At 66.6% G+C, this 26169-nt stretch carries 38 protein-coding genes and 1 tRNA gene; 29 read left to right on the top strand and 10 right to left on the bottom strand.

The window, feature by feature from the left end:
- The first annotated feature begins 54 nt into the window (after positions 1–54).
- The 10 genes from AC2W7M_RS01100 to AC2W7M_RS01055 all read left to right on the top strand — a co-directional run bounded on the left by AC2W7M_RS01100 (position 55) and on the right by AC2W7M_RS01055 (position 7758).
- A complete protein-coding gene (locus AC2W7M_RS01100; protein ID WP_486129436.1) occupies positions 55–447 on the top strand; it encodes a hypothetical protein in 393 nt (130 codons plus the stop codon).
- 58 nt (positions 448–505) lie between these two features.
- On the top strand, positions 506–763 hold the full coding sequence (locus AC2W7M_RS01095) for a hypothetical protein (RefSeq protein ID WP_486129435.1): 258 nt from the start codon (positions 506–508) through the stop codon (positions 761–763).
- Positions 738–1097, top strand: coding sequence for a hypothetical protein (locus AC2W7M_RS01090; RefSeq protein ID WP_486129434.1), 360 nt, complete (start codon positions 738–740; stop codon positions 1095–1097). Before AC2W7M_RS01095 ends, AC2W7M_RS01090 begins: the two co-directional genes overlap by 26 nt.
- A 137-nt stretch (positions 1098–1234) precedes the next feature.
- Entirely contained in the window at positions 1235–2512 is a 1278-nt protein-coding gene (locus AC2W7M_RS01085) for a hypothetical protein (RefSeq protein ID WP_486129433.1), read from the top strand.
- Entirely contained in the window at positions 2512–2664 is a 153-nt protein-coding gene (locus AC2W7M_RS01080; protein ID WP_486129432.1) for a hypothetical protein, read from the top strand. Before AC2W7M_RS01085 ends, AC2W7M_RS01080 begins: the two co-directional genes overlap by 1 nt.
- Entirely contained in the window at positions 2664–3326 is a 663-nt protein-coding gene (locus AC2W7M_RS01075) for a hypothetical protein (protein ID WP_486129431.1), read from the top strand. Before AC2W7M_RS01080 ends, AC2W7M_RS01075 begins: the two co-directional genes overlap by 1 nt.
- Before the next feature lie 2 nt (positions 3327–3328).
- Positions 3329–3619, top strand: coding sequence for a hypothetical protein (locus AC2W7M_RS01070; protein WP_486129430.1), 291 nt, complete (start codon positions 3329–3331; stop codon positions 3617–3619).
- A 3-nt stretch (positions 3620–3622) separates the two neighbouring features.
- Positions 3623–4804 (top strand): hypothetical protein, encoded by a 1182-nt coding sequence (locus tag AC2W7M_RS01065; protein ID WP_486129429.1) that lies wholly within the window; start codon positions 3623–3625, stop codon positions 4802–4804.
- Entirely contained in the window at positions 4804–5259 is a 456-nt protein-coding gene (locus AC2W7M_RS01060) for a hypothetical protein (protein WP_486129428.1), read from the top strand. Before AC2W7M_RS01065 ends, AC2W7M_RS01060 begins: the two co-directional genes overlap by 1 nt.
- A 111-nt stretch (positions 5260–5370) precedes the next feature.
- Positions 5371–7758: a hypothetical protein gene (locus AC2W7M_RS01055; protein ID WP_486129427.1), complete on the top strand. Its 2388-nt coding sequence runs from the start codon at positions 5371–5373 to the stop codon at positions 7756–7758.
- Between the two features lie 35 nt (positions 7759–7793).
- Here AC2W7M_RS01055 and AC2W7M_RS01050 read toward each other — a convergent pair whose 3' ends face one another.
- From AC2W7M_RS01050 to AC2W7M_RS01040, 3 genes are all read right to left on the bottom strand, one after another.
- Positions 7794–8057, bottom strand: coding sequence for a hypothetical protein (locus tag AC2W7M_RS01050; protein ID WP_486129426.1), 264 nt, complete (start codon positions 8055–8057; stop codon positions 7794–7796).
- A gap of 73 nt (positions 8058–8130) precedes the next feature.
- Positions 8131–8445 (bottom strand): hypothetical protein, encoded by a 315-nt coding sequence (locus AC2W7M_RS01045; RefSeq protein ID WP_486129425.1) that lies wholly within the window; start codon positions 8443–8445, stop codon positions 8131–8133.
- Positions 8446–8485: 40 nt separating this feature from the next.
- Positions 8486–8689, bottom strand: a complete 204-nt coding sequence (locus tag AC2W7M_RS01040) for a hypothetical protein (protein WP_486129424.1) — start codon at positions 8687–8689, stop codon at positions 8486–8488.
- On the opposite strand from AC2W7M_RS01040, the gene AC2W7M_RS01035 reads away from it, so the two are divergent.
- The 11 genes from AC2W7M_RS01035 to AC2W7M_RS00985 all read left to right on the top strand — a co-directional run bounded on the left by AC2W7M_RS01035 (position 8688) and on the right by AC2W7M_RS00985 (position 15135).
- The gene (locus tag AC2W7M_RS01035) at positions 8688–9659 is read left to right on the top strand and encodes a phage tail protein (RefSeq protein WP_486129423.1); all 972 of its coding nucleotides are present in this window, start codon (positions 8688–8690) and stop codon (positions 9657–9659) included. The genes AC2W7M_RS01040 and AC2W7M_RS01035 overlap by 2 nt on opposite strands.
- A 7-nt stretch (positions 9660–9666) precedes the next feature.
- Complete coding sequence (locus AC2W7M_RS01030; RefSeq protein ID WP_486129422.1) at positions 9667–10008, top strand: hypothetical protein; 342 nt, start codon at positions 9667–9669, stop codon at positions 10006–10008.
- Positions 10005–11396 carry a hypothetical protein gene (locus AC2W7M_RS01025; protein ID WP_486129421.1) on the top strand — a complete coding sequence of 464 codons (1392 nt, stop codon included), beginning with the start codon at positions 10005–10007 and terminating at the stop codon, positions 11394–11396. The genes AC2W7M_RS01030 and AC2W7M_RS01025 overlap by 4 nt, the downstream gene beginning before the upstream one ends.
- On the top strand, positions 11332–11508 hold the full coding sequence (locus AC2W7M_RS01020) for a hypothetical protein (protein WP_486129420.1): 177 nt from the start codon (positions 11332–11334) through the stop codon (positions 11506–11508). The genes AC2W7M_RS01025 and AC2W7M_RS01020 overlap by 65 nt, the downstream gene beginning before the upstream one ends.
- Positions 11508–12281 (top strand): hypothetical protein, encoded by a 774-nt coding sequence (locus AC2W7M_RS01015; RefSeq protein ID WP_486129419.1) that lies wholly within the window; start codon positions 11508–11510, stop codon positions 12279–12281. Before AC2W7M_RS01020 ends, AC2W7M_RS01015 begins: the two co-directional genes overlap by 1 nt.
- A 1-nt stretch (position 12282) precedes the next feature.
- Complete coding sequence (locus AC2W7M_RS01010; protein WP_486129418.1) at positions 12283–12576, top strand: hypothetical protein; 294 nt, start codon at positions 12283–12285, stop codon at positions 12574–12576.
- 49 nt (positions 12577–12625) lie between these two features.
- Positions 12626–13492 carry a glycoside hydrolase family 108 protein gene (locus tag AC2W7M_RS01005; protein ID WP_486129417.1) on the top strand — a complete coding sequence of 289 codons (867 nt, stop codon included), beginning with the start codon at positions 12626–12628 and terminating at the stop codon, positions 13490–13492.
- Entirely contained in the window at positions 13489–13884 is a 396-nt protein-coding gene (locus tag AC2W7M_RS01000; RefSeq protein WP_486129416.1) for a hypothetical protein, read from the top strand. Before AC2W7M_RS01005 ends, AC2W7M_RS01000 begins: the two co-directional genes overlap by 4 nt.
- Before the next feature lie 99 nt (positions 13885–13983).
- Positions 13984–14355 carry a hypothetical protein gene (locus AC2W7M_RS00995; protein WP_486129415.1) on the top strand — a complete coding sequence of 124 codons (372 nt, stop codon included), beginning with the start codon at positions 13984–13986 and terminating at the stop codon, positions 14353–14355.
- A 70-nt stretch (positions 14356–14425) separates the two neighbouring features.
- Positions 14426–14665, top strand: coding sequence for a hypothetical protein (locus tag AC2W7M_RS00990; RefSeq protein ID WP_486129414.1), 240 nt, complete (start codon positions 14426–14428; stop codon positions 14663–14665).
- A gap of 32 nt (positions 14666–14697) precedes the next feature.
- On the top strand, positions 14698–15135 hold the full coding sequence (locus AC2W7M_RS00985; RefSeq protein WP_486129413.1) for a Panacea domain-containing protein: 438 nt from the start codon (positions 14698–14700) through the stop codon (positions 15133–15135).
- A gap of 804 nt (positions 15136–15939) precedes the next feature.
- Here the strand turns inward: AC2W7M_RS00985 and AC2W7M_RS00980 are convergent.
- Entirely contained in the window at positions 15940–16884 is a 945-nt protein-coding gene (locus AC2W7M_RS00980; protein WP_486129412.1) for a diguanylate cyclase domain-containing protein, read from the bottom strand.
- A 329-nt stretch (positions 16885–17213) separates the two neighbouring features.
- On the opposite strand from AC2W7M_RS00980, the gene AC2W7M_RS00975 reads away from it, so the two are divergent.
- Positions 17214–17948, top strand: a complete 735-nt coding sequence (locus AC2W7M_RS00975; RefSeq protein WP_486129411.1) for a DUF6551 family protein — start codon at positions 17214–17216, stop codon at positions 17946–17948.
- A 611-nt stretch (positions 17949–18559) separates the two neighbouring features.
- Here AC2W7M_RS00975 and AC2W7M_RS00970 read toward each other — a convergent pair.
- Together AC2W7M_RS00970 and AC2W7M_RS00965 are read right to left on the bottom strand one after the other, a co-directional pair.
- The gene (locus tag AC2W7M_RS00970) at positions 18560–18892 is read right to left on the bottom strand and encodes a helix-turn-helix domain-containing protein (RefSeq protein ID WP_486129410.1); all 333 of its coding nucleotides are present in this window, start codon (positions 18890–18892) and stop codon (positions 18560–18562) included.
- Positions 18893–19192: 300 nt separating this feature from the next.
- Positions 19193–19507: an Arc family DNA-binding protein gene (locus tag AC2W7M_RS00965; protein ID WP_486129484.1), complete on the bottom strand. Its 315-nt coding sequence runs from the start codon at positions 19505–19507 to the stop codon at positions 19193–19195.
- A gap of 64 nt (positions 19508–19571) precedes the next feature.
- Between AC2W7M_RS00965 and AC2W7M_RS00960 the strand changes: the two genes are divergently transcribed.
- From AC2W7M_RS00960 to AC2W7M_RS00945, 4 genes are read left to right on the top strand one after another with little or no spacing between them, the layout of a single operon-like run.
- Positions 19572–19817 (top strand): Arc family DNA-binding protein, encoded by a 246-nt coding sequence (locus AC2W7M_RS00960; RefSeq protein WP_486129409.1) that lies wholly within the window; start codon positions 19572–19574, stop codon positions 19815–19817.
- 2 nt (positions 19818–19819) lie between these two features.
- On the top strand, positions 19820–20665 hold the full coding sequence (locus AC2W7M_RS00955) for an ORF6N domain-containing protein (RefSeq protein WP_486129408.1): 846 nt from the start codon (positions 19820–19822) through the stop codon (positions 20663–20665).
- The gene (locus AC2W7M_RS00950) at positions 20665–20958 is read left to right on the top strand and encodes a hypothetical protein (protein WP_486129407.1); all 294 of its coding nucleotides are present in this window, start codon (positions 20665–20667) and stop codon (positions 20956–20958) included. The genes AC2W7M_RS00955 and AC2W7M_RS00950 overlap by 1 nt, the downstream gene beginning before the upstream one ends.
- Positions 20955–21251 carry a hypothetical protein gene (locus tag AC2W7M_RS00945; protein WP_486129406.1) on the top strand — a complete coding sequence of 99 codons (297 nt, stop codon included), beginning with the start codon at positions 20955–20957 and terminating at the stop codon, positions 21249–21251. The genes AC2W7M_RS00950 and AC2W7M_RS00945 overlap by 4 nt, the downstream gene beginning before the upstream one ends.
- A 68-nt stretch (positions 21252–21319) precedes the next feature.
- Here the strand turns inward: AC2W7M_RS00945 and AC2W7M_RS00940 are convergent, their stop codons facing one another.
- From AC2W7M_RS00940 to gph, 3 genes are all read right to left on the bottom strand, one after another.
- Positions 21320–21562, bottom strand: coding sequence for a hypothetical protein (locus AC2W7M_RS00940; protein WP_486129405.1), 243 nt, complete (start codon positions 21560–21562; stop codon positions 21320–21322).
- Between the two features lie 81 nt (positions 21563–21643).
- Positions 21644–21718, bottom strand: a tRNA-Val gene (locus tag AC2W7M_RS00935).
- Between the two features lie 126 nt (positions 21719–21844).
- Positions 21845–22528 carry a phosphoglycolate phosphatase gene (gph, locus tag AC2W7M_RS00930; RefSeq protein ID WP_486129404.1) on the bottom strand — a complete coding sequence of 228 codons (684 nt, stop codon included), beginning with the start codon at positions 22526–22528 and terminating at the stop codon, positions 21845–21847.
- A 160-nt stretch (positions 22529–22688) separates the two neighbouring features.
- On the opposite strand from gph, the gene AC2W7M_RS00925 reads away from it, so the two are divergent.
- From AC2W7M_RS00925 to AC2W7M_RS00915, 3 genes are all read left to right on the top strand, one after another.
- Positions 22689–23135, top strand: a complete 447-nt coding sequence (locus AC2W7M_RS00925; RefSeq protein ID WP_486129403.1) for a hypothetical protein — start codon at positions 22689–22691, stop codon at positions 23133–23135.
- 172 nt (positions 23136–23307) lie between these two features.
- Positions 23308–24015, top strand: a complete 708-nt coding sequence (gene rpiA / locus AC2W7M_RS00920; protein WP_486129402.1) for a ribose-5-phosphate isomerase RpiA — start codon at positions 23308–23310, stop codon at positions 24013–24015.
- Positions 24016–24117: 102 nt separating this feature from the next.
- Positions 24118–24666 carry a DUF2059 domain-containing protein gene (locus AC2W7M_RS00915; RefSeq protein ID WP_486129401.1) on the top strand — a complete coding sequence of 183 codons (549 nt, stop codon included), beginning with the start codon at positions 24118–24120 and terminating at the stop codon, positions 24664–24666.
- A 96-nt stretch (positions 24667–24762) separates the two neighbouring features.
- Here AC2W7M_RS00915 and AC2W7M_RS00910 read toward each other — a convergent pair whose 3' ends face one another.
- Positions 24763–26055 carry a glycosyltransferase gene (locus AC2W7M_RS00910; protein ID WP_486129400.1) on the bottom strand — a complete coding sequence of 431 codons (1293 nt, stop codon included), beginning with the start codon at positions 26053–26055 and terminating at the stop codon, positions 24763–24765.
- Positions 26056–26169 lie beyond the last annotated feature (114 nt).

The following is a 26169-nucleotide window of genomic DNA, read 5'->3' as shown; positions in this document are numbered from 1 at the left end:
GCGGCGGGCTGCCGCCGCCCATTTCCCTCTACATTCCATATCACGGAGGGCGCCATGGCGTCTTATCCTCCCGCTCGCGTTCCGTCGCAGCAGGTCATCTCCTACCTGCGCAAGAAGATCACCTTCGCCGATAACGGCAAGGTCGCGGTGGTCGGCACCATCCCGGCCGGCGCGCTGATCATCAAGCCCATGTCGGGCATGCAGGTGATCACGGTGTTCAACGCCGGCACGAACAACTACGTCGACATCGGCACCACGGCCGACGATGACCTGTTCGGCACCGATCTGTCCGGCGCCGCGCTCGCCTTCGTCCCGCTGGACGAGGCCATCGGCGGCTTCCGCGTCGCGGCGGACACCACGATCACGGCGACGGTCGGCCTGACCGGCACCGCGGCGACCACCGGCGAGGCCGAGGTGGTCATCTGCTACGCCGCCGCGGAGGGCTGAGCCGATGACGGCGGTGACCTATCGGCCGGGTCCTCATGACCCGGCAACCGTCGAATGGATGGGGAAGACCTTTCCGGCCAACGTGCCTGTGGAGGTGACGACCCCGTTCATCCTGCGCAAGGCGGCGGGCAATCCTTTCTTCGACGTGGACGGCGAGGCCAAGGCCGCTCCGGAGCCGGACGAGAAGGACGCGCTCCAGGCAGAGGCTGAAGGCCTCGGCATCGACTTCGACAAGCGCTGGGGCGTGGCGAAGCTGAAGGCGGCTATCGCGGCGGCCAAGGCGGGCGATGATGAGCGCGACGAAGACGAGGCGTGACCTCGTCCTGCGCACGCTCGACGTGCTCGGCGTCTCGGCGGTGGGGCAAGCCCCTGCCGCCGAGGACTTCGCGGCCGTGGACGCCCAGGTGGACCCGGTGCTGGGCGTGCTCGCCGGCCTGGAGGTCGTCTATGTGGCCGACCCGGACGAAATCCCGGCCGAGTTCCTGAACCCCATCGCCGACGTGCTTGCTTATGCCGTGTGCACCGACTTCGCGGTCGGAGACGCCGAAAAGGCTGAGATGCGGGTGAAGGACGCCCAGGCGAAGGCGGACCTGCGCTTCATGAACCGCGGCCGGCCGACCGGCCAGCGGATGACGGCCGAGTATTTTTGATGCCCGACATCGGCTTTCCCACCGAGACGGCGCCGGGCGCCACGCCGCAGGAGAGCGCGGGCCGGCTCATCAACTGCTACGCCGAGCCGCTTCCCGAGGGCGCAGGCGCGCCGGCTGTGCGGCGCCGTGCGCCGGGCTTGGCGCTGTTCGCCGACACCGAGTTGACCGGCTTTCGCGGCATGCTCAACGTGTCGCCCTATGGGCTGTTCGCGGCCTACGAGGACACGCTGGTTCTGGTGGCGAGCAATGGCACGGTCACGACCGTTGGCGCGCTGGAAGGCACCACGCCGGTTTTCGCGGCGCGCAACAATAAGCAGCCGGTGCCGGACATCGCGTGGGTCACCGAGAACGGCGTCTTCATCTCGACCACGTCGGCCATCACTGAGCTCGTGGACGCCGATTTGCCGCAGCCGAATTCGGTGTGCTTCCTGGACGGCTACTTCTTCTTTTCGATCGCGGATGGGCGGATTTTCGCCTCCGGCCTGAACGCCACGGCCATCAACGCGCTCGATTACACCACCGCCCAATCGCGGGCCGGCGGCCTGCTGCGGGTGGTGCCGTTCGGCCGCGAGCTGTTTGCCTGCGGCCCGGCTGCGATCGAGGTCTACCAGAACACGGCGGAGTCGACCGGCTTCCCCTTCTCCCGCGCCGCGGTGGTGGACCGGGGCCTCGCCAGCGCGCGGGCCATCTCCGGCTGGGAGGACAGCTTCACCAAGGCGCTGCTGTGGGTCGCGGACGACAATTCGGTGTGCGAGCTCTCCGGCTACACGCCCGTGAAGGTGTCCACCCCCGATCTGGAGCGTCTGATTGCCGCGGTGGCGGACAAGAGCACGCTTGAGGCGAGCGTATACATCGTTGATGGCCGGCCCTGCTGGGTCTTGTCCTGCGCTGACTGGACGTGGGTTTTTGACCTGGACGCGCGGGCCTGGCACGAGCGCAAGAGCCACTATTACGACCGCTGGCGGGCCACCGGCGGCGTCTACGCCTTCGGCAAGTGGATCGCGGCCGACATCGCCGACGGCAGCCTCTTCGAGGTCACGAGCGCCCGCCAGACCGACAACGGGTGGCCGATCCGGGTGGTGGTGGAGAGCATCCAAATGGGCGCCTTTCCGCGCCCTTACCGCGTCGGTGAGGCGTATTTCGATTTCGTGGTGGGCACGGGCCGGGCCGCTGGCGCCGAGCCCATCGAGACCGACCCCCAGTGCTGGATTTCGTGGACCGATGACGGCGGCTACGTCTGGTCGGTGCCTGTCATGCGCGAACTCGGCCGGCAGGCGAAGGGAAACACCCGCGTGACGCTGAACCGGACCGGCCGCACGGGCGTGAAAGGCCGGCGCTGGCGGGTGGAGGTGTCCGACCCCGTCTATGTCGGCCTGCTGGGCGGGAACATGGCTGTGCTTGAGGGCAAAAGCTGATGGCCGACCTTTCCAAACTGCCCGCCATGCCGAACCCGGCGACCGTCCCGGTGGTGGGCGCGAACGGGATGATGAACCGCGACTGGGCGCAGTATTTCGCGGCGCTTGACCGCCTGCTGCGCCAAGTGTGCACGACCGTGGAGCCCCTGTGATGGCCCTCGAAAACCTCTTCTCCAACGATTCCGCGCAGAAGGCGGCCGGCTACCAGATTGGCGGGCTTCAGAAGGGGCGCGTCCAGGCCTATAAGCAGATCGACAAGGGTCAGGCCGATTACACCGGACAGTCGGACAAGGCCCTCGGCTATTACGATCAGCTCGATCAGACCGGCACCTCGGCCAATCGGACCTATGCCGACGCGCTGGGGCTGAACGGAGCGGATGCCGCCGCTGCAGCGCGCAGCTCCTACACGACGACGCCCGGCTACGACTTCCAGATGGAGCAGGGGCTCCAGGCGCTCGACCGCCAGCGCGCCGCGGCCGGCTCCCTGGCCTCCGGCGGAGCGAGCGCGGACGCGATCCGCTACGCCATGGGCCAGGCCGACGCCGACTACAATTCCTGGCTCGACCGGCTGGGCGGCCTGAACGACCAGTATGGGCAGACGACAGGCGCGCGGGCGGCGATCACCACCACGCTCGGCGACCGGCTCTACGGCACCGGCATGGCTAAGGGCCAGATCGGTTGGAACACCGAGACGGGCATCGGCAGCGCCTTGGCCGAGCAGGAAATGAACAAATACAACGTCGGCGGGAACCAGCTCGGCGCAATCATGGGCGGCGCGTCGCTGGGCGCGCGCCTGCTCGGCTTTGGAGGCTGATTATGGCGTGGGACGTTCCGAAGTTCTCGACCGGCTCCAGCGACCACGCGCAGGTGATCCAGCAGGCGTTCGGCAAGATCGGCGCGCCGGGCGGTGGACAGCAGCCACAGGGCCGGCCGGTGGCGGCCAGCAGCACCGACATGGCAGGCAACACGGCGGCGACCGCCGGCACCGCGCCGACGCCCATGTTCCGGCCCGGCTCGCCGCTCGGCACGTTCTTCCCCGACGCGCAGGCGCCGGGCTCGATGGACTGGAGCGCGGCCATCAGTCGCCTCATGGGCTTGGGAGTGTGATCGATGGCCTGGGAGGTTCCGAACTTTCATATCCCGGTGCAGGTCAACCAGGGCCAGCAGATCGCGAGCTACGCTGACCGGCTGATGGGCGCCTATGACGACGGGCGGGCCCAGCGCCGGCAGAGCGACGTGCTGGACGCACGCAAGAGCCTCGCGGCCGAGAACCTGTACCTGCCCGACGGCTCGGTGAACCCGACCTATGCGCAGCGTCTTCTCGGCGCCGGCGATCTGGAGGGTGCGCGCGTCTATCAGGGCCTCGGGCAGCAGGCGGAGGAGCGCGCCTACCAGCGGGGTCGGGACAAGATCCAGGACGATTTCCAGCGCCAGAAGATCGACATCGCGCGGCAGAGCGCCGGCAAGGGGGATCAGCCCAAGTTCGGCATGAACCCGATCTACGGGGTGGACAAGGACAACAACCCCATCGCGCTCCAGCTCGGTTCCGATGGCGTCATGCGCGCGGCGCAGATGCCACCCGGCGTCACCCTCTCGGGGAAGCCGATCGTCAGCGACACCGGCACCCATTTCGTGTTCACGGATCCCGTCACCCGGCAGGTCACGCAGACGATCCCGAAAAACGTGCAGGCCGCCGCGGCGGCGAAGGCGCAGGGGACGGCGCAGGGCGAAGCGGCTGCGCAGCTTCCGGCCCAGCGGGGCAATGTCGCGCTGATGGACCAGCAGATCACGGACCTCGCCCAAGACCCGTACCTGCCGAATATGCTCGGCCCGCTCATGTCCCGCCTGCCGAACGTCTCGGCAGAGGCGGCCCGGGTGCAGTCCCGCATTGACCAGCTATCCGGAGGTGCCTTCCTCCAGGCGCGTCAGGCGCTCAAGGGTGGCGGTGCGATCACGGACTTCGAAAGCAGGAAGGCGGAGGCAGCCCTTGCGCGCCTCAATACGGCGCAGAACCCGGCCGATTTCAAAGCGGCGCTTGAGGAGTTCCGGAGCGCGATCAAGGATGGGCTGGCGAAGCTGGAGCAGGTCGCACGCGATCCGAACAGCACCATGGCGAATGCGCAGAACTACGTGCCTCCGACGCCGACGCCCGGGTCCGACAAGAACGAGGATCGTGCGCGGCCGGGCGTGCAGGGCGCGCCGGTTCGGGTTTCGAGCCCGGAGGAGGCCGCGCGCCTGCCCCGTGGAACGCGCTTCATCACGCCTGATGGCCGCGAGAAGGTGGTGCCGTGATGGCCGAAGATCCCTGGGCGCGCTTTCCCGACGCGCCTGCCGCGCCTCAGCCTGCCGTGCCTCAGAACGACCCGTGGGCGCAGTTCCCGGATGCTCCATCTCAGGAGCCCTCGGCGCCGGCCCCGTCCGGCCTGTGGAGCAACCTCACGGCCGGCGCGAACGATGCCATCTATTCGACGCTGGGAGCACCGGTGGATGCCGCCACCTGGATCACGAACAAGGCGGTGCAGGGCATCAACGCCGCCACCGGCGCCGAGCTGCCCCAGGCGCGGACCGACCTTCCCGGCTCCAGCCGGTGGCTGGCGCGCACCGGCGAGGCCGTGGGCGTGAACGATCCGGCGAAGGTGCAGGCCACCAGCACCCAAGAGAAGCTGGCGCGCGCGGCCGGCACGGGGCGCGGGGTGGCATGCTCGCTCCGGAAGCGGCACTGGGTGCGCTCGGCCGAGCAGGTGTGATCGGCGAGGGCGCCATGGGTATGCTCGGGCGGCTCTTCGGCCGCTCGGCGTCGGCGGGCGATGTGGCGGTGAATGCCGGCGTGGGCGCCGCGGCGGGGGTCGGCGGCCGACATGGCGGGGCAGGTCGTCCCGGAACCGTGGAAGCCTCTCGCCGAGACCGTGGGCGGCATGGCGGGCGCCGGTGTCGGCGTCGGCGCGGTAGCGGCGGGGCGCGGCGTTGCCGGCCTGCCTCAGGCGTGGCGGGACTTCCGCCTCTCCGACCCGACGGCGCAGGAGCGCGCGGCCGGTGAACGGCTGCATCAGGCGGCAAGCGATCCCTATGCCGTCCGGGATGCCCTGGAGCGGCCGAACGAGATCGTGCCAGGCTCTAAGCCGACGACCTTCCAGGCGACCGGGGATATGGGCCTCGGCGGCCTGGAACGCGCCAGCGCCGCGCAGAATCCGGCCGAGTTCATGCAGCGCCGTGCCGAACAGAACACGGCCCGCGTGGGCGCCATGGAGCAGATCCAGCCCAGGGGTGCGCCGGAACAGGTGGTGCAGGCACTGCGCCAGAACCTGTCCAACCTGGACCAGTCGCTTGGCCAGACGGTCGACGACGCCATGAAGGCCGCCCAGTCCACGGCCGACAGGCTCGGCGGGACGGGTACGCCCGAGAGCTATGGCCTGCGCATCCGCCAGCAGGTGGCCGAGGCACGCCAGGCCGTGAAGGCGCGGGAAGACGCTCTGTGGGACGCGGTCGATCCTGATGGCAGCCTGAACCTCAACGCCTCTGGCACGCGGCAGGCGGCGCGCGACATCGTCCGGGGCCTGGAGAAGTCCGCCGCCCCATTGGCGGGGGAGGAGCGCGGCTCCATCGTCGTCGCGCTCCAGTATCCCGAAGTGGTCCAGTTCCGGGAGATGGCTGCACTGCGCAGCCGCGTCTCCGAAGCGATGCGCGAGGAACTCGACCGGCACGGCAAGACCCGTGTATATGGGAGGTTGTCGCAGCTGCGCGGCGCCATCGAGGCCGATATTGAGGGCGCGGTGGCGGCCAAGGCGGCGATGGAAGAGCGGGCGGTGCAGGCCGGCGCGATGTCCGAAGAGGACACCATCGCCGCAAATATCCGGAAGTGGACGGAAACGTGGCGTGAACAGCGACCCTCAGAAACTGCGTTGGGGCAGAGCACTGCAGAAGGCTCTTTTGGAAATGCCTCCGCAGGATCGACCTCTTTTTCTCCAGCATCTGGAGCAAACTGGCAGGGCCGAGGGCGATCTGGCCAAGATCCGCGCGGTGAAAGAGTACAGGGCTCTGGCCTCTTCCCCGACGACCTCCAGCCCAATTTCGACGACGGAGCCGCCGGCCGACTGAGTGAGGCTTCGCAGGCGACGCAGCAGCGTGCCCGCACCTATGACGAAGGCCCGGTGGGCGAGGTCATGCGGGGCAGCGCCTCCGACAATTTCGCCCTTCCGGCCGGCGTCGTGCCCAGCCGGTTCTTCCGCCCGGGCCCGCGCGGCTTCGAGGCCATGCAGAACCTGAAAGCCGCCCATCCCGGCTCCATGGCTCAGGTCCGCGCCTACGCCATCTCCACCCTGCGCCGGGACGCGATGCTGCCGGACGGGACCTTGGACCCCGCCAAGGTGCAGCGCTGGCGCCAGGTGCACGCCGATGCGCTCAGGGCCATCCCCGATGTGAACGCCATGCTCGCCGATCCGGTGAAGGCGTCGGAGACCCTCGCGCGCCTCGCGGCATTCCGGAAGGAGCAGATCGACAGCTTCCAGAAGGGCGCCGTGGCTCGCCTGCTTAATCTGGACGACCCGGCCGACGTAACGCGCACCATCGGCGGCATCTTCAGCCGGCAAGACCAGGTGCAGCAGATGGCGCGCCTGGCCCGTGAGACGGCCGGCAACCCCGAGGCACGGGAGGGCCTGCGCAAGGCGGTCGCGGACTACATCAGCCTGCGCTTCGTCGGCAACATGGAGGGCGCCACGTCCAATGTGGACATGATGCGCTCGGATGCCTTCCAGCAGTTCATGCGGCAGTCGGTGCCCGCACTGAAGCATGTGCTGTCCGGGCCGGAAATCATGGTGCTGCATGCCATCGCGGCGGACCTGAAGCGGTCCAATCGATCCATCATGGCCGTGAAGCTGCCCGGCGGATCGAACAGCGTGCAGGACGCCCTGGGCGTCGCCAAGGCCAGCAGCGCGCAAAGCTGGCTGTCCCGAATCCTGTCTCCAGGCGCTCTCGCATCCATGGGAGCGGCGGCGGGCGGGGCTGTGGGCGGCGTGTTTGGTGGCGCGATGGGGGGTGGTGCCGGTGCGCACTATGGCCGCGTCATCGAGGCGATGCGACAGGCCGGGCTCGCGAGCGTGGACGACATCGTGAAGGACGCGATGCTCAATCCCGAACGCGCTCGGGCGCTGCTGGCGAAGGTGTCGGGCGAGCCGACGAAGGGACAGGCCATCAGCCTTGCGCGGGTCTACACGCGCGCCGCTGTAGCCGCAGGCGATGGGGACGATTGACCGCCCGAGCGCGCCATACCGACCCGGATCTAGTGCTACCGGCGGCAGTAGGTGCTGATGTCGAACACGGCGGTTTCGAAGTCATCCTGAGCATTCCGCAGGCGCCGAAATTCGGAACTGCAATCATCATTGCCGTTACTGCCACTCACGCAGTTGACGTATCGCCTAAGTGTGAAATCAATTTCGCTGACGGCTGAATTGTATTGGTCAATCGCGTCCTTGCAATTGCTTGCATATGCGAACAATTGCGTAGGAAGCGCGATCCCGGAAACCAGCGTTGCCGCAACGATCCATTTCATAGGAGAACGCTCATGTGCATCAAGATCGGGCCTTGGGTTATTTCCGTCCGGCGTTGGTCGAACGAGCCGTTTTCTATCCCTCGTTTCTGGGTGCGCCTCTGAGAGTTGAAGATTCGATGATGAGGCGCTCTAGGAATTCTTCCATAGCCAGCTTCGTTTCTTCAAAAGCTCGCTGAGCAGCGTCCTCGGCAGGGATGTCGATGGTGGGGTTTTTCAACGCCCGGCCAACCATCGCGACATATGCCTGGATCCACTGGAACGGGTTGTCCTGGGTCGAGTTCGCATGGTCGAAGATCTGCGTTCTCAATAGTTGCTCGACGACGTTGAGGCGCCCCGTCAGCCGCCAGAATTGATCTTCGAGCTTCTTGATCCGCTCGGCGTCGTCCATCCCACCCTCCCCAGGTTGAGGGCTGGACCGTAGCACCGCCTCAACCTTCGGTGGAGTCCCCCTCCGGCTCTTCGTCGTAGGGCACGACGCCCTGACCCATCAAGAAGTCCTGGAGCGCCCACACCAGCGCCGTAGCGCGGTCCGGTGGCGGCTCCCGCAACTGCTCCATCCACCTGTCCAGCGCGCGCTCCAGTTCTTCAGGGACGGGATAGCTCGCCATTGCGCCCTCCTGTGAGGCCCTCATGCCCGGCTTGTTCAACCTGTCGCTTCAGCAGCAGCTCGACCCGCGCACCGGGCTCCCGGCCGTGGGCGGCAAGCTCTATTTCTATGAGGGCGGCACCAGCACCCCGCTCGTCACCTATCGCGACTATACCGTAGGCATCGAGCACCCGCACCCGATCTCGCTCGACGCCTATGGGCGCGTGCCGGCGGTGTTCCTGGCCGAGGACGGCACCTTCTACCGGGCGCGCCTCACGATGGAAGACGGCACGCTCGCCTTCGACGTGGACGGCATCCCGGTGATCGGCCCGACTGAGGGCGGCGGCGGGGGCGGCGACCCGGTGACGCCGGTGGACGCCCGCGCGTTGTTCCAGACCGGCGACGTGAAAGGGCGTTACGACACCGGCTTTCATGACGGATGGCTGCTTCTCAACGGCCGCACCATGGGGCCTGCGGCGTCCGGCGCGGACTATGCGTCCGACGACTACGAGGCCCTGTTCCTTCACCTGTGGCAGAAGGACGCCAACCTCGCCGTGTCCGGCGGGCGCGGCGCTAATGCGGCGGCGGACTGGGCGGCCAACAAGACCATCGCACTGCCGGATGGCCGCGGCCGCGCGATCGTCGGCCTCGACAGTATGGGCAGCTCGGCATCAGGGCGCATCCCGGCGGCCTCGATCACCAGTTCTGGCGGCGGCGTGAACGTGCTCGGCTCCAGCGGTGGCGCCGGCGAGCACACCCTGACGCTCGCGCAGATCCCCGCGCACAAGCACGATGTCTCGGCGACGCAGGCGCCGCACAAGCACACCGTGAACGGCAGCAACGCCACCGACGTTGCGGCCGGGGCCGGCCTCTACAACTCTATCAATCAGCTAGGCACCAAGGAAACTTCCGAGGTGACGCCGGTGATCACCGTCAGCGAGACGGAAAAGGGCGGCGGCAGCGCCCACAATAACATGCAGCCGGACTTGCTTATGTCCTGGTACATCAAGATTTGAGGCGGCCATGCTCGAAGTGATGTTCGCGCGCGTCTCGAACCGCGCCGACTGGTCCGACGTGATCGACCTGACCGACGCCGACAGCGGCGAGGCTATCGACCTGTCTTCGGCCGACATCGTGGTTCAGGTGACGGACGACTGCGGCAATCCGGTCCTCACCGCCACCACCGACAACGGAAAGATCGTCGTTCTCGCGCCTGGCAAGGCGGAATGGACCTTCACGCGAGACGAGATGATCGGGCTTTGCCCCGGCACCTATCGCGTGGGCGGGACCGTGACCATCGAGGGCGTCACCGAGCAGCTCTTCTTCGGCGTCGTGCCGGTGGTGGATGGGGTGGTGGCGCGATGACCAGCTTCCCGAACATCAAGGTCGCCGTCGGCCAGCAGGACCGCACCGCGATCAAGGGCCGGGTGGTGGCCCGCTTCCCGGCGCAGGTGTGGGGCGCGCAGGGCATCGCCGTGACCAAGGCGGCCGGCGCCTACACCGTCGCGAACGACTGGGGCGCGCTCGCCTCTGACCCGAGCGTCGACGATCCGGACCGCACGCATGTGCCGGTCTATCTGGAAGCGCTCGGCGATCAGGCGGAGGCCATGCGCCGGGTGACGTTCGCCGCCTTCGTGCTGTCGGTGGCCGCGGCGATCGACCTGGAGGCGCTGGCGGACGACATCTACGCCGCCGGCCTCGTGGGCGACATGTTCAAGGTTACCTACGACGCCAACGATGACGGGGTGGTGGACGAAATCTCCGGCGCGGTTGCGAAGGAGCAGGGTGGCGAGGGCGGAAAGATTTTCCTCGAAAAATCCGAGGCTTCGACGCTTGCCGGAAGCGTCGTCATCGACACATCAGGTCCGTACTTGCGCATCTATGAGGTTGGCGGCGACGCGCGCGGATTCCACATCGATTTGACGCAATGCGGGCCGGGGGCCGGGGCGGGCGCCTTGCACACCGGCAATTCGACGGTCGCTGGCCGCGCGTTGCTGGAGGCCGCTGATGCGGCCGCCCAGCGGACTGCGCTTGGCCTCGCCGCGCTGGCCACCAAAGCCACCATCGACGACGCCGCGCTGGTGGCCGACAGCATCCTGACCTTCGCCAAGTTGGCCAGCGCCGCGATCGCGGACCAGTCGACGGCCGAGGCCGGAACCGCGACCGACAAGCTCATGACGCCGCAGCGGACCGCGCAGGCGATCGTTGCTAAAAGCCCGGCGACGAAGGCGGCCACATGGACCAAGACCGAACCCAGCGGGGTGATCGAAAAGGGGGCAAGGTGGCGGCCGGGGCGTCGAGCGGCACGGTCAACTTCGCGGCGGCCTTTCCAAACGCGTGCGCCGGCGTCTTTTTCGAGATCATCGGCTCCAGCGGCGCGGCGACCTCCTATGCCGCGATCCTGGACGGCGAGCCGAACGCGTCTTCGTTCTCCTGGTATCTGCGCCAAACCGCCGCCGGTGGCGCCACCGGCGCGAGCACCGCCGTCGGTTTTTCTGGCGCGCAATCGGCTACTGAGGAAATCACGTCATGGCAAAGGCTTACGTCTCCTATCACAGCGTCGCCCTCCAGTCTCCGAAGGGCTCCAGCGTCCTCGGCCGGGCCGTCTATGCCGACGTGCTCGACTTCACGAGCGGCGCGGACACCACCAGCAGCGCGCTCACGACCGCGATGGCGCAGAACCGGGACATGGTGGCGAGCATCACCGTCGACGCGGACGCCTATCTCGCCACCGGCACGACGCCGGATTGTGATGCGACGGCCGAGACCGCGGCGTCTTCGGCGAAGGTCATGGTGCCCGCCGGCGGCTCGGTGGACCTCTATCTCGCCGTCGGCGAGAAGGTCGCGGCGAAGGCGGTGGCCTGATGCGCAAGCTCGGCCTCCGGCGGCTCCACAGCCTCGGGCCTCTGGCGGGTGGTGCCGACCCTCCCTGGAAACAGGTCCAGGCCCTGCTCGCGGCGAAGCTGTTGGGCCAGTTCGACGCGACCAACCGCGCGTCGCTCACGCTCTCCGGCTCGGCTGTGACCGCGTGGGCCGACCTGATCTCGGGGCTGTCTCTGACGCCGGGCGGGGCGACGACCCGACCGATCTACAGCGCGAACTCGTTTGCCGGCGGCCCCGGCGTCACGGCGGACGGCATCGACGATTACCTGTCCGCGGAAAGCTCGCCATACCCCGGCGGAGCCAGCCCCTGCGAAATCTGGACGCTCGCAAACCAGACGGCTCTCGCGGCCGATGTCACCGACCGGCGCCTGTTCTCCTACGGCGCCACGGCCAGCAACTCCAATGAGGCGCGCAGCGTCTACCGGACTGTGGCGAGTGGCGTGAACCGCGCCCGTGGCGTGGTCGGCACCGGCAGCGCTGGCGTTCCCATCACCGAAACGACGACGGACCTCAGCGGCTATCACGTCATGAGGCTGCAGGCGACCGGGACCGATGCGCTGCTATCGGTGGACGGCGACACGCCGGTGAGCGCAGCCCGCGTCCCGTCCACCTCGCTCGCGCGGACCGCCATGTTCGCGCAATTGGCTCTGTCGGCGCTGTTTTGGCAGGGCTCCGTGTCCTGCGTCCTCGTCACCAACCCACTCTCCTCCGGAGAGGCCGCGGCGCTCCTCACGCTCCTACAGGAGAGGTATTGACATGTCCGGTCCCCAACGAGTCCTGATCTGGCCCGCCACCTCCGAGGGTGAGGCCGAGCGCGACGCCTATTCGGCGTGGGCGAACGAAAACGCGGGCGCAGGCACGAGCGACCCCGAGTCGTGGCGGCCGTTCCACGGCCCTGCCGTGCTGACCCAGTTGGACGCCTATGGCCAGCCCTGGTGCACCATGTGCGAGTACCGACCGGATTGGGACGAACCGGCCGGCGGCGCCGCGATGCGCCCGAACGCCGTGGTTCATGACAGCGTCGTTCACCCGCCGTTCGTCGAAGAGTGACCCCTGCCGCCTGAGCGCGGCCCACTCCTGACAATCTGAGAGGTGACCTATGGTCGCGAGCAATTTCGCGCCGTCGCTGGCGGCTGTCCTGGTGCACGAGGGGGGCTACTTCAACCATCCGCGCGACCCCGGCGGCCCCACCATGAAGGGCGTCATTAAGCGGGTCTATGACGACTACCGCCGGTCCAAGGGACTGCCCACGCGCGACGTGCGGCAGCTTGAGGAAAGCGAGTTGCAGGACATCTACCGCTGCCGCTACTGGGATCTGATTCAGGGCGACAAGCTGCCGGCGGGCATCGACTACGTGGTGTTCGACGGCGCCGTGAATTCCGGCCCGGCGCAGGCCACCAAGTGGCTGCAGCGGGCGCTGGGCATCGCGGCGGACGGCGTGCTCGGCCCGGCTACCCTCGCCGCGCTGGACCGGGTGCAGGACCACGACGCGGTCATTGCCGATATCCAGGCGCGTCGCCTCGCCATGCTCAAGAATCTGCGCACCTGGGATGTTTTCGGCAAGGGGTGGGGCCGCCGCGTCGCCGAGGCGAAGCAACTGGGGCAGGCCATCGCCTCCGGATCGGTGCGTCTGCCCATGCCCACGGCCACGGCCTGCGGCAAGGCCTATGCCTCGTCCGCCAAGTCCCCGCCGCCGAAGTCGATCGGCGACGCGCTCACCTCCGGCGGCGTCGTGACCACGGGCATCACCACGGCGACCGATGCGCTCACGCCGCTGGCCGACAAGAGCGATACCGCGGCGACCGTGCTCATGATCCTTATGGTGGCCGGCGCGCTCGTGGGCGTCCTCGGCTTCGTCTATCGCGAGTGGGCGAAGGCCAAGGCGGCGGAGATCATGGACGCGCTCGACCTCAAGGCGCCGGACCTCGGCACCTCGGCCGAGCCGGACGATGCGGTGCCGGCATGACCGCGCTCCTCGCTCTCCTCTCCGCCAAGTGGGCGGCAGCGCTCGGCCTCGGCTGGGCGCTGCCGGCCGCTGCGGCGGCCGTGAGCCTCGTCGCGACGCTGCTATGCGGCGGGGACTGGTGGCTTGCGCTCATCGTCTCGGCCGGCGCCGCCGGCTTCGTGGCGCTCTGGTCCGCGCTCGGCCTCAAGCCGGCGCTGGCCTGGCTCGCCGGCGCCGCGGCCATCGCCATCCATCATATCGGCGTGCGCAAGGGCGCCGCTCAACAGGCCAAAAAGGAGCGGGCCAATGCAGATCGTGCCGTCCAGCAGGCGGAGCGCGCGCGCGCTGACGCTGATCGCCGCAATTCTGACCCTGAGCGCCTGCGCGACGACGACGGGTTCCGGCGGGACTGACGTTTTCTGCCGTTCGGCGAAGCCGGTACGCTGGTCCAAGAGCGACACCGACTACACCATCCGCCAGGCCAAGGCGCACAACGCCGTTGGGCGCAAGCTGTGTGGGTGGCGCTGATGGCCGATCTGCCGCCCGATCCCACCGTGCTCGGCGTCAAGCTCGCTCACTTGCTCGCCGGCGCCGCCGGCGGTCTGGCGCGCTCGCTCACCCGCCCCGGCGGGTCTCCCCTCCGCCACCTTTCCACGGCCGTGGTGGGCACCATCGTCGCCGGCTATTGCACGCCGGCGGGCGCGGCCTTCGCGGCGCGCTATCTCGCCTCGCCGGAGATCAGTCCGGCGTCGTTTGAGGGGATGGTAGGCTTTGTGCTCGGCCTCATCGGCATGAGCCTGTGCGACGCGCTGATGCGCTGGGCGCGGATCTGGCGCGACGGCCCACCGCCGACCCTGCCGCCCCTGCCGCCGCTCGCCAAATGAACGGCGGCCCGACGCCTCACCCCAACATCGGCCCCTACATCGTCCGCACGCCCGGCCGGTCGAACTGGTGGTGCCGCTCGCCGATGGCGACGGCCGCCAGGTGCTGAGGGTGCCTCTCCGCAAGCGCACGGGCCTGATGATGGCGGCCGACTTGGTGGCGGCCGCGCGGGACGACTGGTGCGAGTCGCGCCGCGCGCCGGAGGATGCCGCGCCGGAGCCGTTCATCGGGTTCGGGGGGAGTGATGGGCGCTTAACTATCGGTTATCCACACCCATGGAATATGCTGTGGATTGTGGTAATATGTATATAGCGGTGGCGTGGGGCGCCGCTCAGGAGGCGGCAATGATCAGCGTTTCGGATGCCGCTCGCTATATTTGCGAGCGCGGCGGATGGCGCGTCACGAACCTCAAGCTCCAGAAGATTCTCTATCTTGCGCACATGGCCCATCTTGGATGGACCGGAAAGCCGTTGGTTAATGGCCGCTTTGAAGCGTGGGCGTACGGCCCGGTTGAGCCGGATCTGTATCGGCGGGTGAGGATGTTCGGCGCGAACCCGATCCAGGACATTTTCTTCGATGCGGCTGATATTTCCGGCACCCCGGAAGAGAAGTCTCTTCGCGCGACCTGTGACGACTTAATCGACAAAAGCCCCGGCGAACTTGTTTCGATTACCCATTGGAATAGCGGGGCTTGGGCGAAGAATTACACAGGGGGAGAGCTTGGTGTAGGCATTCCTCAGGACGACATTCTTGACGAATTCAGGGCTCGCACGCGTGAGTGATGGGCTCTTTTCAAAGGGAGCCAAGGATACTCGCCTCGCCGAGAGCGGAGCCTCTTTGGAAGAGGCTCTACAAGCAGAGCGCGATGCCCGAAGAACGGAGCGATTTCTGTGGGCGGCTACCTTGGCGGTTGTTGCGATGGCGCTTTTTGCCACGCTACTCCCCTGGTACGGGCTGCTGATGGTCTTTGTGCTGGTCCTGATACTTCTGATTGGTATGGCATCCTGGTGCGGCGTAGAGGCTGTGGCCGTTCCGTTGGACAGATGCCTGAACCGGTACTTGGCACACGCGCCGACAAAGGAGCCTCCGGCCGCAAGAGTTGAGGTGCAAGCACCTGCAGAACCATCGCCGTCGCGGGAGTGAGCCGGGCGCCCCGTAAGGGGGGAGGACGCCCGGCTCACCGCCTACCCGGTCAGGGCTTGGATAGGCGCGGAACAGATTACTCGGGATAGGGCTTATCGCGCTACCCTGTGCAAAATCCAAAATGGGGTTCGCGTTCCGCACCGCCTCGAAGCGCGCCATGATCTCTTGGTGGTGGGTGAGCGCGGCGCCGTCTGCCTGCGCTGTGCCCCCGCCATGCACCTGGATGGTCCAGTTGTAGCCGGGCTCGCTGTCGTCGCGCACCACGGTGATGGTGCCGGGCGGGAGAGGGCCGATCTGACGGCGGAGGGCATCCTCAATGGCCGCGCGTGCGCTATCTGGGGTCATCGTGGGCGTGACCTGCGGGCGGAGGCGGACGTTACGGACGGACTATGGCGCGGCCCCTGCCTGCAATGCAACTCGTGCTCGTCGCCCACAACGCGCCGCTAGGCTGCGTCCGGCACCCGGAACCACTCGCACCCGCCGCGATGCGTCGCCTTCGCGCGATAGAGTGCTGCGTCCGCGCATTTAAGCAGATCGCGCAAGTCCGATCCGTCTTGGGGGAAGATGCTGATGCCTATGCTGGCCTGCAACCCAACGCGCGGTTCCAAAGCCGACCAGGGCAAGCTCAATTCGGAGAGGATGCGCCAGCAGGCCCGCTGAGCCTGCTGCGGCTCTCTTAGGCCGGGCAAATAGACGACAAACTCGTCACCGCCGATTCGGCAGACGAAGTCGGTGGTGTTCACGCTGCCTCTCATTCGTGAAGCCACCTCCCTGAGCGCGGCATCACCCGCGTCGTGGCCGAACCTGTCATTGATCGACTTGAACCCGTCGAGATCAAGGAGCAAAAGAGCTGCCTCTTCTCCAGCGGCGCCTTTCGTTGCGACCCAGTCAGCCCAATAATGCTGGAGTGCCCGCCGGTTCGGTAAGCCGGTTACCGTGTCTTCGAAGGCGATGCGACGCAAAGCATCCTCCATCATGCGTCGCTGAGAAACATCATCGAAAATAGCTACTCCAACACCAATCGCTGGCAGCAGGATGCCCCTGTGTTGGACGGTTTTCACGGTCTTGTCTGCACAAAGAACTTCAATATCAAATGCATCAATCTCCAATATATCAGCAGAATGATTAACCCATAGTCTGCCCCATCTCTCGCGCGCTTTAACGCGATCAACTTCGCGAGGATAGGACCTTTCTATCCATTCATCCGCCGTTGCAAAGTCCCCATCATTATATCCGAATAACTTCTTGAAGGTCCGATTGACGAACTTGATGTCCCCGCCAGGCAGCTTCGCCCACGACACTGCAACCGGCATTGCGTCAAGGAGGATATGGAGATGCTCATAGGACAGTGCGCCGGCAGATGCCGCTCGCTCGAGCAACTCTTTCATACCACCCTCTCGATCGGTCAGTTGAACCCAAATTCATTATGCATACAAAATGTTAGAATGCGAACGCTTAGTCGTGAGCTACTCTATCGTGTTGCTAGAGTTGCGGTGTAGCCGGTGTACAACATCGCAAGCCAAGGTTCGGCTATCGCCTTGTAGCCCGGTAGGCCCCAAGTTTGGCAGCCGCATGCCGCCGGGGCTCGCAGAGCGGCGGCAGTTCGTAAGATCGCGTGCCGCACTGCCCACTGGGATACCGGGGACATCTCGCGCTCACAGCATGACAGCCTCGTTTGCCGGGAGCCTGCTTCCGTGCCCAAAAAAAGGAGGACGCCATGTTCAAGGAGCTTTCAACAGAAGGGTTCGACTTGCCGAAGGGGGAGTTTCACCCGGGCCCCGTGCCGATGCTTCAGTGGATCGAGGTGGAACGGCTCGTAGTCGATCCGGAGTACCAGCGGGAAATCGGACGGCGCGGAACTTCAAATATCCGCCGGATCGCTGATAATTTCGACTGGTCCAAGTTCGCGCCGGTGATCGTCGCGCCAGTGGAAGGCGGGAAGTTCGCGGTCGTAGATGGTCAGCATCGCACCACGGCGGCGATGCTCCGGAACATCGAAAGCGTGCCGTGCCAGGTCGTTCAGGCCGATCGAGCTAAGCAGGCCGAGGCTTTCGCAGCCGTGAACGGGCACGTCACCAAGACGACGCCCCAGCAGCTCTTTCATGCTCGGCTGACCGCCGGCGACCCGCAGGCCCGAGAGCTCGCCAACGTCTGCGCTGCAGCTGAGGTCTTCGTCACCCGCCGCAACCTCTGCATGGCGAGAACGAGAAAGGGCGAGACACAAGCCGTCGGTGCGCTCCGGCGCTGCCTGGAGACGTACGGCCGCGAGACGCTTATTTCAGCGCTCCAGTGCATCACCCAGACCGGCGACGGCAACAAGGGGTGGGTCCGCGCCACCATCGTCGAGTCCCTCTGCCAAGTGCTGGCCGAGCATGTCCAATGGAGGGATGCCGGCTCTGCCCTGCTCGAGGCGATGGACGACTTTGATTTCGCCAGGCCTGGGAAGAGGTGATGACAGGCCGGAACTTCGTCCTGGCGGCTTCGGTCCAGCACGACCTTGTGGAGCGGATCTCGAAGCACTTGGCGAGCAAGCTTCAGGCGAAGCGGCGAGCTGCGGCATAAAGGCGAAGTCGGAACCCGTTGCGGCCCCCGCCTTCCTGTGGGAGGGCGGGGTTTTTGTGTTTTGAAGACCGATCAGAAAAAACGACTGGATTCCAACGGCTTGCGCCTAATGCTATTGCGATGCGGCATCGACCGCCAAATCTGAAAGATAGAGCGGCGTGGGAATTACCAATAATTTCAGTTGGTTGCTCGTGGTGTCATGATAGGACCCGGGACACGCCTTGATCTGACGCGAAGATATGTGTCCATTTGTGCAGCGCATTCGGTTAGCGATGCTTCAACTGACGCCAAGCTCTCCCCGAGTTGGCATCCCGGCTGCCGCCCCTATTCCTCTAGAATGGAAAGTCGTCGTCATCGTCCGATAGATCGACGCCATGAATTGTTTTGTAGAGAGAATTGTATTCTCGCTTCAAATCCTGATAAGCGCTCTTCAAGCTAGAAGAAACTCTAATCATTGCCACTCTTTTTGAAAATTCTTCACCGTCTTCCGAAAACGAATTTTTAATTTTTTTCGAAATTAATTATTTCCAGTTTCATGGCATTAAGAGATTCTGTCGCAACGAGTAGCTGAAAATTATCTTGATCTTTAGTATCGGCAATGGCGAAACGAACCCCTTCGCCTCCGAAGTCTGATTTTTCTCCGTTGGTAACGAATATAACGCCATGATCTTGGAATGCGCCCTCGATTGCCGCAAGCGTTTCGCGGCTGGGTGTGCGCCTACCCTTCTCAAAGTCTCTAATGGTGCTTTCACCAAGCCCGCAGGCGGTGGCCAAATCAGTCTGAGACCAATCCAGCAATGCCCTCGCGGCTTTCGATTGGGCTGCGGATATCAATGAAGCCTCCGTTGACGATTTTCGTTGTGAAGCTCGTCATTAATCGTTGACGACATTCCTCGCCAACGGATATCGTGATTATCGTTAACGGTTAGCAAGGAGGAATCATAGTGCCGCGTCGCAGAAGCGTCCCGAACGGGAGCGGCGACACAAAGTTGCTCACCGCGCCTTTCACCACATCGGAAATCGATCAGATCGACGACGTGCGGTTCGCCTCGCGCCACGCGAGCCGATCTGAGACGATCCGGTTTCTGATCAAGAAAGGCCTGGAGGCCGTCGCCGGGGAAAGCCGGGCTCGGGCTAATCCCCCAAATTGAGTTTGCGGGTCTTTGACTCAGTCGCGGGCGCCGACTCAATAAGAGAAGCAAGTTCTTTGGCGCTATGATTAAGATAAACCCACATTTCCTTATGTTTAGGGTTTTTCTTGAGCAAAGATAGGGCCCAATCGAGCTTGCTTAGAATAAGGTCTGGTTCTGGAGGTGGGGGAAACACTCGCTCCAGCGCGCTCAGAATCTCTGCGTTCAAAGACCGATTATTAGCCTCAGCAGCTTCGCTTATGCGCTGCTTTAGATCGGCGGGGAGCCTAAGCTTCAGTTGGGGATCTTCGCGTGCCATGTAGGAAGTATGGACCACCGTGGTCTTGACGACAATGGACCACCGTGGTTACGGTTAACGGAGAGTGAAGGATCGAGAGGTGCGAACAGACAAGCAGATCAAGTTCCGGGCTCCAGGCACAATAGTGGCGTGGCTCCAGGATCAGGCGAAGCGCAACGGCGCCTCGCTCAACAGCGAAGTGCTCCGGTGCATTCGGGAACGGATGGATCGGATGGTGGGCCCCATCGGGGCTGAGAGCAGGGTCGGCGACGGGAAGCGCCTAGGAAACGAACCCCGTCGCCGCCCTCAATCCAACGATCACGAGGTGTGACGATGAACGGTCTCGTTAATACCGGAAACGGCGGCGATGGGGAAGGCCCCGGCCCGCGCATCATGTTCCGCGGCAAGCCCGTCATGACGACGGAGCAGCTCGCGAAGGCCTACGGCGTTGAGCCTATCCGCATCCAGCAGGGTCACGCGAGAAACGGCGAGCGGTTCGAGGAAGGCACGCACTTCTTCAAGCTCACCGGCCGCGAGTTGAAGGGCTTCAAGGACCAGCTATCCGACAGCGAGTTGGTCGCTCCGAAGGCTGCGCACCTGATCCTCTGGACGGAAGCCGGCGCGCTGCGCCACGCGAAGCTCCTGGAGAGCCCGACGGCGTGGGAGGTGTTCTCGAAGCTGGAGGACACCTACTTCATGGTGAAGTCCGGCACCGCTCTGCCGCCGCCGGCGGGGGACGCGACCGCGAAGGAAGTGCGCCTGACCATGGCCCACAACCTCAAGCTCATGAAGATGGCCGGCTTTGACGGCTCCCGTGCCCTGATCGCGGCGAACCTCGCCACGGCCCGCCTCACGGGCTTCGACCACCTGGAGGCCCTCGGCATCCCCCGGCTGAGCGACACCACCGACGACATCCTGCTGAACGCTACCGAGGTCGGGCGGCGGCTCGGCGGTATCTCCGCCCAGACGGTGAACCTGCATCTGCAGCAGCTGGGGCTCCAGATGATGGAGCCGACCCACAAGGGGAAGGCGCGGTGGGCGCTGACCGAGAAGGGCAAGCAGGCCGGCGGGACGCTGGATGCCGGCGCCTACAGCAACAACATGGGCATGTACCAGCAGGTGCGCTGGCCGCTGTCCATTGTGGACACGCTCCGCAGCTTCCTGGACGGGAGGGCCTGATGGACATCCCCAACATCACGTCCGCCCTCACCGTCGCGGACATGGCCATCAAGGCGCACGAGGCCGAGGGGCGCCGCAAGGAGGCTCAGCATGAGCTGAAGACCGCCTACAACGCCTGGAAGGGGAAGCACGACATCGAGCATGTCGAACGCGACACCCTGGATTGGACGCGCATGATGGTCGCCACCAAGAAGCCCTTCGAGGCTCTGGAGAAGGCCAAGCGGGCGGAGCGGTACGCCCGCGAGCGCCTCGCCCGGGCCATCAAGCGGCACCTGGCAGGCGGTGCAGCATGAGCCCGCCCCGCAAGAACGCTTCCTCGGCCGAGGCGATGCTGGATCGGATCCGAGATCTCGAAAGCTCGTTTTATGACGTGGAGAACTCGGCTGGCGTCGTATGGGACTTGCTGACGAACATGTTCGAAGGCCGGATGGAGGGCGACAAGCCCGAACACCACCAGGGTGAGGAGCACTGCTTCCGGATCGACCCCGGACAGCTGGAGCGCCTGCACTATGCGGTATCGCAGTCCTGGCAGAAGGCCGGAAAGCTTAAGCAAGACCTGCTGGCGGGCCTGGGTTACGGCGCCTGACGGGCTATTGCTGCTAAACTAAGGGGCCCGCTGAACGTGGGCCCCATATTGTGAGAGCTCCGGTCCTCTCATGATCGTGAGCGGCCGCGCACGTAGACCACAGGTACGTCATTCTCGTTCGCCCATGAGAGGGCGGCGTCGAGTGCTGCTATTTCGGTATCAAACGACGACGGGTTGAAAAACGTCGCCCCGGTGCGATGTGCCGCGGACCCGTTCGCGGTGAACTTGCCACCCGGCGTTTGCTCCACCAGAACCCAGTCAGCATCTTGGGGAGGCGTCTCGCCCAAAGCGATATCCCTGACTTCAGCCATAGCTCGGTCCTCCCATAACCCGCATTTCTTGGGCTGTTTCTTGGGCCTGATTTTTAGGGCAGTCGCTAAGTGCTTGAAAAATGGTGGGCGATACAGGGATTGAACCTGTGACCCCTCCCGTGTGAAGGGAGTGCTCTCCCGCTGAGCTAATCGCCCGCACCAGTCGCGAGACGGGCGATGTAGGGCGGGAGGCCCCCGACTGTCAAGGGGCGGCCTCCGGTTTCCCCAGCCCCATGGGCCGGTGCGCAGAGGGCTGCGCCCGGTGTCCCGCCCCGCGCCGGTTCACGCCGTCTCGCGCGCCAGCAGGGCGAGCACAGCGGCCTCCAGCTGGTCGAAATGGTCGATCAGCCGGTCGGCGCCCAGCCCATGGGCCGGGGTCTCGGTGTAGCCGAAGGAGACCGCGATGGCCGGCACGCCGGCGGCGCGGGCGGTGCTGACGTCGGTGATGCTGTCGCCCACCATGACGGCGTGCCCGGCGCTGCCGCCGGCGGCGGCGATGGTGGAGAGCAGCGGCAGCGGGTCGGGCTTCGGCTTGGCATAGGTGTCGGCGCCGGTGATGACGGCGAAGCGCCCCGTCAGGTCCAGCCGGTCCAGTAGCAGCCGGGCGAGATATTCCAGCTTGTTGGTGCACACCGCGAGCCGCGCGCCGCGCGCTTCGAGGCGGTCCAGCGCCTCCAGGAGGCCGGGAAAGGGCCGCGAGCCGTCGGCGATGTGGTCGGCATAATAAGCGAGGAACTGGGCGTTCAGCGCCTCGACCTCCTCCGCCGGCAGGGCGATGCCCTCGCTCGCCAGCGCCCGGCGGATCAGCATGCGCGCGCCGCCGCCGATCATGTTGCGGGCGGCGGCGCGGTCCACCTTGGGGATCCTGTGGGCGGCGAGCACCACGTCGAGCGTGTCCAGCAGATCGGGCGCGGTGTCGACCAGCGTTCCGTCGAGGTCGAAGGCGATCACGGGCGTTTCAGGCATCGGGCGTCCTTGGGCTTCCTGGGGCTCTGGTCACTCGGGGCGTGTCGTCGCCGCCCTTGCCTTAAATCCTGCCGCTTTTTGGCGCCAGCGTCCTGCGGCCCGGCGGCGCAGCCGCGCGGCGGGGCGTTCGCCTTTCGCGCGTGAACGAGGAGGCTTGGCGATGCGGATGGGTCTTGACGCGGCTTGGGGCTTCGGGCGGACCGGACGGGTGGGGGCAGGCGCGCTCGGCGTCCTGATGCTGGGCGCGGCGCTGGCCGGGCCCGCGGCGGCCCAGGCGCCCGCCGGCTACAGCTTCGCCTCGCCGCCGTCGGCGGAGGCCAACCGGGTCTATGGCGTCAACCGCAAGACCGGCGAGATGTCGGTGTGCCAGTTCGAGCGCCCGGCCGGCAGCTTCGCCGGCATCACCCGCTGCTTCGCCCAGGGCGACGGTGCCGGGGCGCAGGCGGACGGCAATTACGACCTCGTGCCCACCCGCTTCGCGGGCGAGACCGGCATCTTCCGCGTCAACCGCGACACCGGCGAGATGAGCATCTGCTACGTGCGCGACGCGCCCCAGGCCAGCGGCAAGACCGATCCCATCCTGCTCTGCACGCCGCCGGCCAAGTGACGGCCGCGGACGGCGCTCGCGCTAGCGGGCGCGCGCAATGCGGGCAAATGCACGGATGGGGCGTCGCGTCCCTTGTCCGCGCCTGCGATCGAGGCTAGAGCCGAGGACCGGTGCCACCGCCGGGCCAGCCGGCCCGGCGTGCGGCGCCCACCGAACCAGAACGGAAGCGTCCATGGCCCCCGCCGAAGACCTGAAGCGCCGCGCCGCCGCCCGCGCCCTCGAATTCGTGACCGACGGCATGCGCCTCGGCCTCGGCACCGGCTCCACCGCGCGCCATTTCGTCGATCTTCTGGCCGAGCGGGTGCGCGAGGGCCTCAACGTGCTCGGCGTGCCCACCTCCGAGCAGACGCTCCAGCAGGCCGTGGACCTCGGCGTGCCGATCGCCACCCTCGACGAGGCGGGCGCGCTCGATCTGTGCATCGATGGCGCCGACGAAGTGGGGCCGGGGCTTGCTTTGGTGAAGGGCGGCGGCGGCGCGCTGCTGCGCGAGAAGATCGTCGCCCGCGCCGCGCGCGAGATGGTGGTGATCGCCGACGCCTCGAAGAAGGTGGCTGCGCTCGGCCGCTTCCCGCTGCCGGTGGAGGTGGTGGATTTCGGCGTCGCCAGCATCGAGCGCAGCCTCGCCGACGCCATCCAAGAGGCCGGATGCGCCGGCGCGCTGGTGCTGCGCCGGGACGGTGATGGACATGCTTTCGTCACCGATCAGGGGCACCTCATCATCGACGCCCATCTCGGCCGCATCGGCGATCCGGCGCTGCTCGCCCAGGCGATCGCGCAGGTTCCCGGCGTGGTGGAGCACGGGCTGTTCCTCGGGCTCGCGACCCGCGCCGTGCTGGCCGGCACGGACGGCATCGTGGTGCTCGACCGCACCAGCTTCTGAGCGGGGCGCGGCCCGGTTCAATCATTGGAGGCGCCCACCGGTCGGACGATCCACCGGCCGGTCCCGCTTCCGGAGCGCGACACATCTATTGCGGAGATTTCCATGCGCGAACTGACTTTTGCCCGCCGCGCCGGCTTCGGCTTCCTGGCGGCCCTCGCATTGACGGCGGCGCCGATCGGCCTGCCGCTGTTCCAGGCGGGGAGCGCCAGCGCCCAGCAGGCGGCGGCGCAGCCGTCCCCCGCTTTGATCGCCGTGGCGCGGGAGCTGGTGGTGGCGAACGGCGAGGCGCGCGCCTTCGAGGGCGTGATCTCCGAGATCGTCAACGGTGCCGCCCGCTCCTTCGTGCCCACCAATCCCGATCTCGCCAAGCCGCTGTCGGAGGTGGCCCAGACGCTCCGGACCGAGTTCGAGAAGCGCCAAAGCGAGGTGGTGCAGATCCTCGCCGCCGCCTACGCGACGCGCTTTACCGAGGCTGAGCTGAAGGAGGCGCTGGCCTTCTACAAGACCGCCACCGGCAAGAAGCTGGTCACCGACCGCCCCGCCATCGTCCAGCAGACCGTGCAGGGCATCCAGGTGTGGGGCGCCAAGGTCAATGCCGAGGTGCTGGAGCGTGTGCGCGCCGAGATGAAGAAGCGCGGCTACGACCTCTGAGCCGCCGCCGCCCCGGCGCGCTTTTGCGCGCCGGGTTTGCCTGTGTCTTTGCGCGCTTTTGCGCGCCGGATCGCGCCGGCGGCGTCACCTGCGGCGTCAGCGGGCGCCGCGCACCTCCGGGCCGCGCGCCGTGCGCGGGCCCTCCGGCGCCTTGCCCACCGATGCGAACAGGTTCACCCGGCTGAGGTTGGGATTGTAGTGCGGGTCCACGAACACGTGCGAGGCCCATAGCGCTTCGAAATGCGCGTGCTGCTGGCGCAGGCGCGCCCGGTGCTCGGCGGTGCGGTGGCGCCCGCGCGAGGCCGATTCGTGGTGGATCATCAGCGCGTGCGGCGTCCACACCACATTGTAGCCGGCGCGGCGCACGCGCATGCACAGATCGATGTCGTTGCAGTCCTCGGGGAAGCGCTCGGGGTCGAGCCCGCCCACCTCGTCCCACACGTCGCGGCGGATCAGAAGGCAGGCGCCGGTGACGGCGCTCAGATCCTGGCGCACCAGGAGGCGGCCTTCCTGGCCCTCGGCTTCCGGCTGGCAGGCGGCGAACCAGTGCGAGGCATAGTCGAACAGGCCGACGATGACGCCGCCGTGCTGGATGGTGCGGTCCGGATAGAGCAGCTTTGCCCCCACCACGCCGGTATCGACCCCGTGGTCGCGGCGCGCGATCAGCGCCACCATCTCGTCGAGCCAGGCGCCGTCGATCACCTCGATGTCGTTGTTGAGCAGCAGGATGAGCGCGCCCGAGGTCGCGGCGACGCCAGTGTTGCAGATGCGCGAGAAGTTGAAGTTGCCGCTGTCGCGCACGATCTGCGTCGCCGGCCACAGGCCCTTCACCTCGTCGAACAAGGCGAACGTTTCCGGCTGGACCGAGCCGTTGTCGACAATGACGATCTCGAAATTGCGGTAGTGCGTCTGCGCGATCAGGGTGCGCAGGGTCATGCCCAGCAGCTCCGCCCGGTCGCGCGTCGGCACGACGATCGAGACCAGAGGCCGCGCTTCGGGCACCGGGAACAGCGGCCGCAGGAAGCGCCCGCCTTCGATGGTCTCCACCGGCAAGGAGAGGTGTTCCGACAAAGCGGCGGCGGCGCGCGCGCCGGTCTCGGCGTCGGCAAAGCCGGCCGGAAGGTCCGGGCCGCCATAGGCGATGCGCGGCAGATGCCGCACCGCCTCCGCGTCGAGCCCGTCCAGATAGCGCAGCAGGAAGTCGTACGGCGCGGCGCCCGCGAAGTCCGTGCGCAGCCCCACCTGCCGCGCCCGCGCGCCCCGCACCACGGTGAGCGCGCCGAAATAGGGGCAGCATTCCAGCAGATGCCGGTTGAAGGCGGGCTTGAACACGCCCTCGATCGGCGCGCCCGCGGCGTCCCGGCGCTCCGCGTCGGTATAGAGCAGCATCAGGCCGGGCTATCCGCGAAGGTAGCGCGGAGTCAATGGCCACCGCGTCCCGGGTCGCGCGCCGCGGGCCGGTCGAGCACGCTGACGAGGCGGTCGGCCGCCTGCCGGCTGGGC

Source organism: Xanthobacter sp. BG11Y11_SDJG (assembly GCF_057364445.1).
The sequence above is the reverse complement of the archived record's forward strand: the minus strand, read 5'-3'. Positions and strand labels throughout refer to the sequence as shown.